The sequence below is a fragment of the Streptomyces kurssanovii genome, from assembly GCF_040677245.1.
Classification (GTDB): domain Bacteria; phylum Actinomycetota; class Actinomycetes; order Streptomycetales; family Streptomycetaceae; genus Streptomyces; species Streptomyces kurssanovii.
The window spans coordinates 16,237-28,561 of record NZ_JBFAQK010000049.1 but is presented as its reverse complement, the minus strand read 5'-3'; the positions used below and the strand labels follow the sequence as shown (position 1 = coordinate 28,561).

Below are 12,325 nucleotides of genomic sequence, written 5' to 3'. Positions count from 1 at the left end.
GTCGGGTCAGGACGGCAGCCTGAGCGTGATCGCCGACTGGAGCAGTTCGGGCGTGGCCCACTCGGAGCGCGTCCCGGCGTAGGCGGAGCCGAACACCGTGGTGGTCAGCAGCCGTTGCTTACGGGTGCCTTCCGGCGCGGTGACGGGTGCGGCGACACCGGAGGGCGCCTTCACGGTGACCGTGCCGCCGATGCGGTAGGCGGTGACCCTGCCGTCCGCGAGCGCCCGATCCCACGCGGCGCGCCGCTGGAGTTCCGTACCCGCCTCCCGCTGGCGGGGGTTGACGACCGGGGCGCTGTCGGCGAACAGGGCGCGGTAGTCGGCCAGCACCGTGTCGAGCACGGGGTACAGGAGGCGTTCCTCGGCGAGGTTGGACTGGTGCGCGTAGTGCGGGCGGGGATCGTTGGCGACGACGTGTCCGAGGGCGGTGCGGGCCTCCTGCGGGACGATGTACGAGGCGTAGCCGGTCGCGGTGTCGAGCGGCTCCGGCAGGCAGGTGGAGGCGGGGTTGGACTCGCAGACCCCGCTGCCGCCGTCGCCGGCGGCCGTGTAGATCCAGTTGTACTCGTCGGTCATCTCGGCCGCGGTGCCGACGTTGTAGTACACGTTCATGGGGTGCCGTGGCACGGTCTGCGCGGCGCCGACCGGACGCTGCCGCGGCTCCCGGGAGTTGTCGCTCGCGATCCACTTCACCCCGTTGTCGGCGAGGGCGCCGGCGAGGTTCGGGTTGTCCACCGGCTGCTGCGGCAGGGTCTTCAGGCCGGAGTGCTCGCCGGTGACGAGTTCGGTGCGGTCGACGGGGAGGCCCTTGCGCACGGCCCAGTCGTGGTTGTCGCGGATCTGTGCGGAGATCTCGGCGCGGCCGACCCAGCGGGTGCTGCCCGCGGTGTCGGTCGCGCACTCCCAGGGCACGGTGGACGCGTCCTGCACACAGCCGAGGAACGGATGCGTGTAGGTGTGGTTGATCCAGCGGTACTGCGCCTTGTCGGCGAGCAGCCGGTCGGTGAGCGGATCGCTGCCTCCGTGCTCCGCCTTCCACTCCTCGCCGGCGCCCGCGTTGTGGACCATGTCGAGGGTGAAGCCGGCGCTGCGCTGCCAGGCGGCCGCGTGCGCGGCGTCGGCCGCGGTCATCCGGATCGGCGCACCGCCCCCGTCGCCGCCGCCCGGGCAGTCGATGTCGCCGGGGGTGCAGTCGCGGGCGGTGTCCCAGCGGGCGTCGGGCGCGAAGACGTCGTCGATGTGGACGGAGAAGTAGTTGCGGCTCTGCCCGAGGTGGACGCCCTGGGTGAGCCATTCGACGATGCCGCGCGCGAGGACCCGGAACTGCCGCTGGTGCCGGTTGTACGCGAAGGTCACGACCAGCTCGCGGCGGCCGTCGTGCGTGTACTCGCCGATCAGGCTCGCGCGTGAGGAGCCGTCGCCGACGGGCGCGTCGAGGAGGCTGGTGAAGCCTTCGCGGGGGCGGCCGGCGTAGCCGTAGCTCTCGGCGACGAGCGGCGAGTTGTCCTCGAAGGTGACGGGCCCGTCGAGGTAGCCGAACACTCCGGCCCGCCCGGCGGCGGTGACCGCGCTGCGCGCGCCGTCGAGCACGCCGGCGTAGCCGCCGTTGTCGACGTACTCCAGCCCGACGCCCGGGTGCGACCAGGTGTAGGCGTCGACCTGGCGGATCCCGAAGGTCCGCTCGTACGCGAAGAGGGCGGCGTTCTCCGCGGCCCCGGCGGCGGTGTCCGCGCCGAACGGGTCCTCGTCGGGCACGACGACGCCCTGGAACCTGGCGCGCGGGCGGCCGTCCACGGTGTCGCTGAGGAAGGACCCGTCGACCCGCGGGCGGGCCGGGTCGTTCAGGTCCAGCGTCCGGTGGGGTACTCCGGTGCCCGCCAGTTCGGAGACGATCGCGTCGACGGCCGCGCTCCCGTCGTCGACGACGAGCACCACGAGGTCGATGCGGGGCACCGGCGCGGCGGCCGCCTGTGCGGCGGGCAGGATCCCCGCCAGCGTGACGGCGGCGGTCGCGGCGACGAGGAAGCGGCCGCCCGCCGCGCGTCCGGGGCGCGGGCGGGCCACCCGTGCGCGCCGCTTCCCGGGGCCCTCGGGCCCTCCGCCGCTCCCGCGGGCACCCGTGCCGGCCCGGCGGACGCGGGCGGGCCCGGCGGCACGCCCGCGGCGGTCAGCGGCGAAGGCCGCCACGTCCCCGCCGAACGTTTGCGCCTCGAGGCGGCGGCCGAGGGCGGCCTCGCCGCCGGCCGGGTCGCCGGCGCCGCCGGACCCGGTCCCGGACCGGCGTCCCGCCTCGTGCGCACGCTGCTGCTCCATGTGACTCCCCCCTCGCACGCTTCCCCAACGCCTGGCAGACGCAAGGAAGTTCTGTGCCGATGACGCGACGGGGCCCCACGCCTCGTCGCCCGAATGTGGTGAGTGTGGCCGAGCGGTGACAACCTCCGGGCCGAACATGAAAGAGACACCACGCACGAGTGAACCGCCGCCGCCGTGAGCGATACATATGGCCGCGCGTAGGCTCTTGTCCGGTGTGGGGTGTCGATCCGCCCTCGCCGCACCCTCGGAACTCAACGGAAGCGAGATTTCACCACCGTGACTGCTCTCACTCTCAGCACTGCAGGCGCTGCGACGCTGCGCGCCGACGCCCTCGTCGTCGGCGTGGCGAAGGGCGCCAAGGGCCCGGTGGTCGCGCCGGGCGCCGAGGCCGTGGACAAGGCGTTCGACGGCAAGCTCGCCTCCGTCCTGGAGACCCTCGGCGCCGGCGGTGGCGAGGGCGAGGTCACCAAGCTCCCCGCGCCGTCCGGCCTGAAGGCCCCGGTCGTGCTGGCCGTCGGTCTGGGCGCGGCCCCCGAGGACGGCGAGGCGTACGGCTCCGAGGCGCTGCGCCGCGCGGCCGGTGCCGCGGCACGTGCGCTGTCCGGCGCCAAGAAGGCCGCCTTCGCGCTGCCCATAGAGTCCGTGGAGGACGCCGAGGCCATCGCCGAGGGTGCGCTGCTCGGCGCGTACGCCTTCACCGCGTACCAGGGGGCGGCCGACGAGAACGGCGCGAAGAAGCCGCTGGCCGAGGTCGCCCTGCTGGGTGCCAAGCCGCGTGACAAGGCGTTCAAGGCCGCCGCCGAGCGCGCGGTCGCGCTCACCGAGGAGATCAACCGCGCCCGCGACCTGATCAACACCCCGCCGAACGACCTCACCCCCGAGGCCTTCGCCGCCGTGGCCACGGCCGCCGGCAAGGAGCACGGCGTCAAGGTGCAGGTGCTCGACGAGAAGGCGCTCGCCAAGGGCGGCTACGGCGGCATCCTCGGCGTCGGCCAGGGCTCCCAGAACCCGCCGCGCCTGGTCAAGCTCTCCTATACGCACTCCAAGGGCGCCAAGACGCTCGCGCTCGTCGGCAAGGGCATCACCTACGACTCGGGCGGCATCTCCCTGAAGCCGGCCGGCCACAACGAGACGATGAAGTGCGACATGAGCGGCGCGGCCGCCGTGTTCGCCGCTGTCGTCGCGGCGGCCCGGCTGGGCCTCGCCGTCAACGTCACCGGCTGGCTGGCCCTCGCCGAGAACATGCCGTCCGGCTCGGCCACCCGCCCCGGCGACGTGCTGCGCATGTACAGCGGCAAGACGGTCGAGGTGCTCAACACCGACGCCGAGGGCCGTCTGGTGCTCGCGGACGCGCTGACGAGGGCGTCCGAGGAGAACCCGGACGCGATCGTCGACGTGGCGACCCTGACCGGTGCGATGGTGCTGGCGCTCGGCAACCGCACGTTCGGCATCATGGCGAACGACGACGCGTTCCGTACCTCGATCCACGAGATCGCCGAGGAGGTCGGCGAGGCGTCCTGGCCGATGCCGCTCCCCGCGGAGCTGCGCAAGGGCATGGACTCGCCGACCGCCGACATCGCGAACATGGGTGAGCGCATGGGCGGCGGCCTGGTTGCCGGCCTGTTCCTGAAGGAGTTCGTGGGCGAGGGCATCACCTGGGCGCACCTGGACATCGCGGGCCCCGCGTTCCACGAGGGCGCCCCGTTCGGCTACACGCCGAAGGGCGGCACCGGGTCGTCGATCCGCACGCTGGTGAAACTGGCGGAGCGGACCGCCGCGGGCGACCTGGGCTAGCGGACCGGATCGGCAGGGGGCGGGTGGGGCCGCGGGTGCCGCCGCGCGGCGCCTGTTCCCCACCCCTCCCCCGCGCCTTCGGCCCGCCCCCACTACGCCCCGGTAACGGGGAAAAGCGCTCAAGCTCACCATCTCAAGCTCCGGCCCCGCGTCCCGCCGTCCGTCAACAAGTGCGAAGATGGGTTCTCGGCAGGACAGGGCCCCCACCACAGGGCCGAAGAGACAGCGGCCGAACACCAGCCGACCGGCCGGTCATCTCCCGAGACGGGGGCCCGGCGAACGGCGCACATGCATGGAGGACGTGACGTGGCGAACGACGCCAGCACCGTTTTCGACCTAGTGATCCTCGGCGGTGGTAGCGGCGGTTACGCTGCGGCGCTGCGCGGAGCTCAGCTGGGCCTGGACGTCGCACTGATCGAAAAGAACAAGCTCGGCGGCACCTGCCTGCACAACGGCTGCATCCCCACGAAGGCTCTGCTGCACGCCGGCGAGATCGCGGACCAGGCTCGTGAGGCCGACCAGTTCGGTGTCAAGACCTCTTTCGAGGGCATCGACATCGCCGGCGTTCACAAGTACAAGGACGAGGTCGTCTCGGGCCTCTACAAGGGTCTGCAGGGTCTGGTCGCCTCCCGCAAGGTGACCTACATCGAGGGTGAGGGCCGGCTGTCCTCCCCCACCTCCGTCGACGTGAACGGCCGCCGCGTGCAGGGCCGCCACGTCCTCCTGGCGACCGGCTCCGTGCCGAAGTCCCTGCCGGGCCTGGACATCGACGGCAACCGCATCATCTCCTCGGACCACGCGCTGGTCCTGGACCGCGTTCCGAAGTCCGCGATCATCCTGGGCGGCGGCGTCATCGGCGTCGAGTTCGCCTCCGCGTGGAAGTCGTTCGGCACCGACGTCACCGTCGTCGAGGGTCTCAAGCACCTCGTGCCGGTCGAGGACGAGAACAGCTCGAAGCTGCTCGAGCGCGCCTTCCGCAAGCGCGGCATCAAGTTCAACCTGGGCACCTTCTTCGAGAAGGCCGAGTACACCCAGGACGGCGTGCGCGTCACCCTCGCCGACGGCAAGACCTTCGAGGCCGAGGTCCTCCTGGTCGCCATCGGCCGTGGCCCGGTCTCCCAGGGCCTCGGCTACGAGGAGCAGGGCGTCGCGATGGACCGCGGCTACGTCCTGGTCGACGAGTACATGCAGACCAACGTGCCCACCATCTCCGCGGTCGGTGACCTGGTCCCGACCCTCCAGCTCGCGCACGTCGGCTTCGCCGAGGGCATCCTGGTGGCGGAGCGGCTGGCCGGTCTGAAGACCGTCCCGATCGACTACGACGGCGTGCCGCGGGTGACGTACTGCCACCCGGAGGTCGCCTCCGTCGGCATCACCGAGGCCAAGGCCAAGGAGATCTACGGTGCGGACAAGGTCGTCGCCCTGAAGTACAACCTCGCGGGCAACGGCAAGAGCAAGATCCTGAAGACTGCGGGCGAGATCAAGCTCGTCCAGGTCAAGGACGGTGCCGTGGTCGGCGTCCACATGGTCGGTGACCGTATGGGCGAGCAGGTCGGTGAAGCTCAGCTGATCTACAACTGGGAGGCTCTGCCGGCCGAGGTCGCGCAGCTCATCCACGCGCACCCGACGCAGAACGAGGCCCTCGGCGAGGCCCACCTGGCCCTGGCCGGCAAGCCGCTGCACTCCCACGACTAGTCAGTTACGGGCGCGACAGACCACTTCCGCACATCGTTAAGGAGCAACTGAAACCATGGCGGTTTCCGTAACCCTTCCGGCGCTCGGTGAGAGCGTCACCGAGGGCACTGTCACCCGCTGGCTGAAGGCCGAGGGAGAGCGCGTCGAGGCCGACGAGCCGCTGCTCGAGGTGTCGACCGACAAGGTCGACACCGAGATCCCCGCCCCTGCCTCCGGTGTCCTGGCGTCCATCAAGGTCGCCGAGGACGAGACCGTTGAGGTCGGCGCCGAGCTGGCCGTCATCGACGACGGCAGCGGCGCCCCCGCTGCCGCCCCGGCACCGGCCGCCGCCGAGGCCGAGGCTCCCGCCCCGGCTCCGGCCGAGGCGCCCGCGCCCGCCTATGAGGCGCCGCAGGCCGCGCCGTCCACCGAGGCTGCCGCCCCGGCTCCCGCCCCGACCGCGGAGGCCGCCGCCGGCGGTGGCTCCGCCGAGGGCACCGACGTCGTCCTTCCGGCGCTCGGCGAGAGCGTCACCGAGGGCACCGTGACCCGCTGGCTGAAGGAGGTCGGCGAGGAGGTCACGGAGGACGAGCCGCTGCTCGAGGTCTCCACCGACAAGGTCGACACCGAGATCCCGGCCCCGGCCTCCGGCGTGCTGCTGGAGATCGTGGTCGCGGAGGACGAGACGGCGGAGGTCGGCGCCAAGCTGGCCGTCATCGGTGCGAAGGGTGCGGCTCCGGCCGCCGCCCCCGCGCCGGCGGCTCCTGCCCCGGCTCCCGCGCCCGCCGCACCGGCCCCCGCGCCGGCTCCGGCCCCCGCGGCCGCCCCGGCACCGGCTCCGGCCGCTCCGGCCGCTCCGGCCCCCGCGCCGGCACAGGCCCAGGCGCCGGTGGCTCCCGCTGCCCCGGCCGCGCCCGCCGCCGTCGAGGCGAGCGACGCGTACGTGACCCCTCTGGTCCGTAAGCTCGCCGCCGAGAACGGCGTCGACCTCGGTTCGGTCAAGGGCACCGGCGTCGGTGGCCGTATCCGCAAGCAGGACGTCATCGCCGCCGCGGAGGCCGCCAAGGCCGCCGCGCAGGCGCCCGCCGCCGCTGCCGCCCCGGCCGCTGCCAAGGCTCCGAAGCTCGAGGCGTCCCCGCTGCGCGGTCAGACGGTCAAGATGACCCGCATGCGCAAGGTCATCGGCGACAACATGATGAAGGCGCTGCACGACCAGGCGCAGCTGACCTCGGTCGTCGAGGTCGACATCACCAAGCTGATGAAGCTGCGTGCCCGTGCGAAGGACGCGTTCGCGGCCCGTGAGGGCGTCAAGCTCTCCCCGATGCCGTTCTTCGTGAAGGCCGCCGCCCAGGCCCTGAAGGCCCACCCGGTCATCAACGCCCGGATCAACGAGGCCGAGGGCACCATCACGTACTTCGACTCGGAGAACATCGGCATCGCCGTGGACTCCGAGAAGGGGCTGATGACGCCGGTCATCAAGGGTGCGGGCGACCTGAACCTCGCCGGTATCGCCAAGAAGACCGCCGAGCTCGCCGGAGCCGTGCGCGCCAGCAAGATCACGCCGGACGACCTCGCCGGCGCGACCTTCACCATCAGCAACACCGGCTCGCGCGGTGCGCTGTTCGACACGATCATCGTGCCGCCGAACCAGGTCGCCATCCTGGGCATCGGTGCCACGGTCCGCCGCCCGGTGGTCGTGAACCACCCGGACCTCGGCGAGACGATCGCGATCCGCGACATGACGTACGTCGCGCTCTCCTACGACCACCGTCTGGTGGACGGCGCCGACGCCGCCCGCTACCTGACGGCCGTCAAGCAGATCCTGGAGGCCGGTGAGTTCGAGGTCGAGCTCGGCCTCTGAGCGGCACCGCTGTAACCAGCCTCACCTGCTGCGCCCCCGCCCGGGAGTACTTCCGGGCGGGGGCGCAGCCGTATTGTCTAAGGGCCACAGGTCGACGCGGCTTTAAGGAGCGCTCCATGACCATCCCCGTCGTCCACTCGCTGCGCGATCAGATCCGCGAGCACATCGTGGAGGGGATCGTCAGCGGGCGCTGGAAGCCGGGGGAACGCATCGTCGAGCGCCGGATCGCCACCGAACTCGAGGTCTCCCAGACGCCGGTGCGTGAGGCGCTGCGCGAGCTGGAGTCACTGCGGCTGATCGAGTCGGCGCCCAACAAGGGCGTACGGGTGCGGAATCTGACCGCCGCGGACCTGGAGGAGAGCTACCCGGTGCGAGCGGGCCTGGAGCAGATCGCGGCCGAACTGGCCGCGGTGCGCCTCGCGGAGGACTGCACGACGCTGGAGCCGCACGTGGCGGCGCTGTACGAGGCGGACCGCAGCGGGGACTCGGCGGGGCAGGTGCGCCACACGGTGGCCTTCCACCGGGAGCTGGTCAGGGCGGCGGGCAACGGCGTCCTCCTGCACACCTGGGAGGGTCTGGGGATCGAGGTCTTCACGGCCCTGTCGATCCGCTGGCTGGGCACGGTGCAGAAGTCGTACGCGGAGGAGCACCAGGACCTGGTGGAGGCCTTCCGCAGGCGTGATCCGGAGATCGGCTCGCTGGTGAAGGCTCACGTCCTCGGCTGCGCCCCGCGCGCGTAGCCGGGTCACAGCCGGTCCCCGCACGCGTAGTCGGGTCACAGCCGGTCCCTCGCCCGTAGCTCTTCGCATGCGACAGCCGGCGGGCGGACCTTCTCCCCGTTGCCGCACGGCTGGCGGCGGGCCCGCTCGAACGTGCACTCACGCGCCCGATTAGACCCTTTCGTCGCGGCACAGCGTGCCCACTTTTGAGGCACCCGATGCCAATTTCACCCCAGGCTTTGATCGATCATCGATCAGAGACTTACAGTCGTCCCCGGGTCCACCAGACCCGTCGCCCTGTCCTGCCAGACACGGCACCCCCTTATCTCAACCCCCCTCCTGTCCGGAAGGCGGCGATCATGACCGACCCCGTAGGCAAGCTTCCGAGCGAGCTCGACCAGCTCCCGGACCGCGACGCCGAGGAAACCGCCGAGTGGGCGGCGTCCCTCGACGCCGTCGCGGAGCACGCAGGCCCGCACCGCGCCGCGTATCTGATGCGCCGCACGCTCCAGCACGCCGAGAAGGCCGGTGTGGCCCTGCCCCGCCTGCTGGAGACGGACTACGTCAACACCATCCCGACCTCCGCCGAGCCCGCCTTCGACGGCGACGAGGCGATGGAAGCCCGTATCACCGCCTGGAACCGCTGGAACGCCGCGGCCATGGTGACCCGCGGCTCCAAGCACGGCGTCGGCGGCCACATCGCCACCTTCGCCTCCGCGGCCTGGCTCTACGAGACCGGCTTCAACCACTTCTTCCGCGGCAAGGAGGGGGACGGCTCCGGCGATCAGCTCTACATCCAGGGCCACGCCTCCCCCGGCATCTACGCCCGCGCGTTCCTCGACGGCCGGCTCACCGAGGACCACCTCGACAACTTCCGCCAGGAAGCCGGCGGCAAGGGCCTCCCCTCGTACCCGCACCCGCGCCGGCTGCCCTGGCTGTGGGAGTTCCCCACCGTCTCCATGGGCCTCGGCCCGCTGTCCGCGATCTACCAGGCGCGGTTCAACCGCTACCTCCAGGGCCGCGGCATCAAGGACACCTCGAACTCCCACGTCTGGGCGTTCCTCGGTGACGGCGAGATGGACGAGCCCGAGTCGACCGCGGCACTCGCCCTCGCCTCCCGCGAGCAGCTCGACAACCTGACCTTCGTGATCAACTGCAACCTGCAGCGTCTCGACGGCCCGGTCCGCGCCAACTTCAAGATCGTGCAGGAGCTGGAGGCCCAGTTCCGCGGCGCCGGCTGGAACGTCGTCAAGTCACTGTGGGGTTCGGCCTGGGACGAGGTGTTCCAGCTCGACACCACGGGCGCCCTGGTGCGCCGGCTCCGCGAGGTCCCGGACGCGCAGTTCCAGACGTACGCGACCCGCGACGTGGCCTACATCCGTGAGCACTTCTTCGGCGCGGAGCCCGCGCTCGTCGAGCTCGGGAAGATCCTCACCGACGCCAAGATCGCCGAGTGCTTCCACACCTCCCGCGGCGGCCACGAGGCCCGCAAGGTGTACGCGGCGTACCGTGCCGCGCTCGCCCACAAGGGCGCGCCGACCGTGATCCTCGCGCAGACGGTGAAGGGCCACACCCTCGGCAAGGGCTTCGAGTCCAAGAACGCCAACCACCAGATGAAGAAGCTGACGATCGACGAGTTCAAGGGCATGCGTGACCTGCTCGGGCTCCCGATCGCGGACAGCGCCTTCGACAGCGGTGTGGTGCCCTACGGCCACCCCGGCGCCGACTCCCCCGAGGTCCGCTACCTCCAGGAGCGCCGCGCGGCCCTCGGCGGCCCCGCCCCGGCCCGCCGGATGCACGCCTCCGCGCCCCTGCCCCAGCCGGAGGAGCGCGCCTTCAAGGCGCTGCACAAGGGCTCCGGCAAGCAGGAGATGGCCACGACCATGGCCTTCGTCCGCCTGGTCAAGGACCTGATGCGGGACAAGCAGACCGGCCGCCGCTGGGTGCCGATCGTCCCCGACGAGGCCCGTACCTTCGGTATGGAGTCGCTGTTCCCGTCCGCCGGCATCTACTCGCCCATGGGCCAGACGTACGAGCCGGTCGACCGCGACCAGCTGATGTACTACAAGGAGGCCAAGGACGGCCAGATCCTCAACGAGGGGATCACGGAGGCCGGCGCCATGGCCGACTTCATCGCCGCCGCCACGTCGTACTCGACGCACGGCGAGACGATGATCCCGTTCTACATCTTCTACTCGATGTTCGGCTGGCAGCGGACCGGCGACCAGATGTGGCAGCTCGCCGACCAGCTCGGCAAGGGCTTCATCGTCGGCGCCACCGCGGGCCGCACCACGCTGACCGGTGAGGGCCTGCAGCACGCGGACGGCCACTCGCACCTGATCGCCGCCACCAACCCGGCGTCGCTCAACTACGACCCGGCGTTCGCGTACGAGATCGCGGTGATCGTCAAGGACGGTCTGCGCCGGATGTACGGCGAGAACCCTGAGGACGTCTTCTACTACCTCACGGTCTACAACGAGCCCAAGCCGCAGCCCGCCATGCCGGAGGGCGTCGAGGAGGGCATCGTCAAGGGCCTGTACCGCTTCAAGGAGGGCGCTGCCGGCGCGGACGCCCCGCGGCTCCAGCTGCTCGCCTCCGGTACGGCGATCCACTGGGCGCTCGAGGCCCAGCGGCTCCTGGCGGACGACTGGAGCGTGGCCGCCGACGTCTGGTCCGCGACCTCGTGGGGCGAGCTGCGCCGCGACGCGCTCGAGGCCGACGCGGCCCTGCTCCGCGGCGAGCAGCGCACCCCGTACGTCACCCAGGCCCTGGAGGGCGCGCCCGGCCCGGTGCTCGCGGTCTCCGACTGGATGCGGCAGGTGCCGGACCAGATCAGCCAGTGGGTGGAGCAGGACTGGTCCTCGCTCGGCACCGACGGCTTCGGCCTGTCGGACACCCGTGACGCGGCCCGCCGCCACTTCGGTGTCGACGCGCAGTCCATCACGGTCGCCGCACTGGCCCAGCTGGCGAAGCGCGGTGAGGTCCCCGCCTCTGCCATCAAGGAGGCGCGCGAGCGCTACGGCCTGTAGGCCCGCTCGTTCGTGAAGGCCCCCGCGGGCAGCTGCCCGCGGGGGCCTTCCGTGTCCGATGCTTGACCTTGACACCGTGTGAAGCCGTGCACTGGGAGACGTCATGTTCACCATCGGAGACTTCGCCAGGCACGGCCGTGTGTCGGCCCGCATGCTGCGTCACTACGACGCGGTCGGGCTGCTGCGTCCCGAGCACACCGACCCTTTCAGCGGCTACCGCTACTACTCCGCGGCCCAGCTCGCCACACTCAACCGCGTCATCGCCCTCAAGGACCTCGGCTTCACGCTTCAGCAGGTGCGGCAGATCCTCGACGAGAAGGTGACCACGGAGGAGCTGCGCGGGATGCTCAAGCTGCGCGAGGCGGAGCTGCGGGAGGCGATGGCCGCGGCGGCCGCCAGGCTGGCGCAGGTCGAGGCGAGGCTCCGGTCGATCGAGAGCGAGGGTCGTATGCCCATGCAGGACGTCATGATCAAGAGCACCCCGGCGGTCCGCGTCGCCGAACTGTCCGCCGTCGCCGCCAGCTACGCGCCCGAGCACATCGGCCCGGTGATCAGCCCGCTGTACGACGAGCTGTTCACCCGGCTGAAGGCGGCAGGCGTCACCCCGGCCGGACCCGGCATCGCCTACTACGAGGACGCGCCGGACGGCGACGGCATCGTGGTGCACGCCGGCTGCTCGGTCTCCGCGGAGACACAGCCTGGGCCGGACTTCGAGATCACCGAACTCCCCGCCGTGGAGCGGGCGGCGACGATCGTGCACCGCGGCCCGATGGACACGATCATGCCCACCGAGCAGAACCTGGCCCGCTGGATCGACGCCGGCGGCCACCGCTCGGCCGGCTACGCCCGTGAGGTGTACCTGGAGTGTCCGCCGGACAAGGAGAAGTGGGTGACGGAGCTCCAGGTACCGCTGGCACCCGCTGCGCGATGATGGG

Annotated in this window: 7 protein-coding genes; 6 read left to right on the top strand and 1 reads right to left on the bottom strand. The window is 71.6% G+C overall.

What is annotated here, in order from left to right:
• Positions 1-6: 6 nt before the first annotated feature.
• Complete coding sequence (locus AB0K36_RS26475; RefSeq protein ID WP_364599056.1) at positions 7-2,313, bottom strand: hypothetical protein; 2,307 nt, start codon at positions 2,311-2,313, stop codon at positions 7-9.
• 276 nt (positions 2,314-2,589) lie between these two features.
• Between AB0K36_RS26475 and AB0K36_RS26470 the strand changes: the two genes are divergently transcribed.
• From AB0K36_RS26470 to AB0K36_RS26445, 6 genes are all read left to right on the top strand, one after another.
• Positions 2,590-4,107, top strand: a complete 1,518-nt coding sequence (locus AB0K36_RS26470; RefSeq protein ID WP_364599053.1) for a leucyl aminopeptidase — start codon at positions 2,590-2,592, stop codon at positions 4,105-4,107.
• Positions 4,108-4,413: 306 nt separating this feature from the next.
• On the top strand, positions 4,414-5,802 hold the full coding sequence (gene lpdA, locus AB0K36_RS26465) for a dihydrolipoyl dehydrogenase (protein WP_037774878.1): 1,389 nt from the start codon (positions 4,414-4,416) through the stop codon (positions 5,800-5,802).
• A gap of 55 nt (positions 5,803-5,857) precedes the next feature.
• On the top strand, positions 5,858-7,642 hold the full coding sequence (gene sucB / locus AB0K36_RS26460; RefSeq protein WP_364599050.1) for a 2-oxoglutarate dehydrogenase, E2 component, dihydrolipoamide succinyltransferase: 1,785 nt from the start codon (positions 5,858-5,860) through the stop codon (positions 7,640-7,642).
• 116 nt (positions 7,643-7,758) lie between these two features.
• The gene (locus tag AB0K36_RS26455) at positions 7,759-8,382 is read left to right on the top strand and encodes a GntR family transcriptional regulator (RefSeq protein ID WP_189476368.1); all 624 of its coding nucleotides are present in this window, start codon (positions 7,759-7,761) and stop codon (positions 8,380-8,382) included.
• A gap of 338 nt (positions 8,383-8,720) precedes the next feature.
• Positions 8,721-11,390, top strand: coding sequence for a pyruvate dehydrogenase (acetyl-transferring), homodimeric type (gene aceE / locus AB0K36_RS26450; protein ID WP_364599047.1), 2,670 nt, complete (start codon positions 8,721-8,723; stop codon positions 11,388-11,390).
• Positions 11,391-11,493: 103 nt separating this feature from the next.
• Positions 11,494-12,321: a MerR family transcriptional regulator gene (locus AB0K36_RS26445; RefSeq protein WP_364599044.1), complete on the top strand. Its 828-nt coding sequence runs from the start codon at positions 11,494-11,496 to the stop codon at positions 12,319-12,321.
• Positions 12,322-12,325 lie beyond the last annotated feature (4 nt).

Bases quoted from the DNA above. Each gene is read 5' to 3' on its own strand.
- AB0K36_RS26475 (WP_364599056.1), bottom strand. From the start codon at position 2,313: ATGGAGCAGCAGCGTGCGCACGAGGCGGGACGCCGGTCCGGGACCGGG.
- sucB (WP_364599050.1), top strand. From the start codon at position 5,858: ATGGCGGTTTCCGTAACCCTTCCGGCGCTCGGTGAGAGCGTCACCGAG.
- AB0K36_RS26455 (WP_189476368.1), top strand. From the start codon at position 7,759: ATGACCATCCCCGTCGTCCACTCGCTGCGCGATCAGATCCGCGAGCAC.
- aceE (WP_364599047.1), top strand. From the start codon at position 8,721: ATGACCGACCCCGTAGGCAAGCTTCCGAGCGAGCTCGACCAGCTCCCG.
- AB0K36_RS26445 (WP_364599044.1), top strand. From the start codon at position 11,494: ATGTTCACCATCGGAGACTTCGCCAGGCACGGCCGTGTGTCGGCCCGC.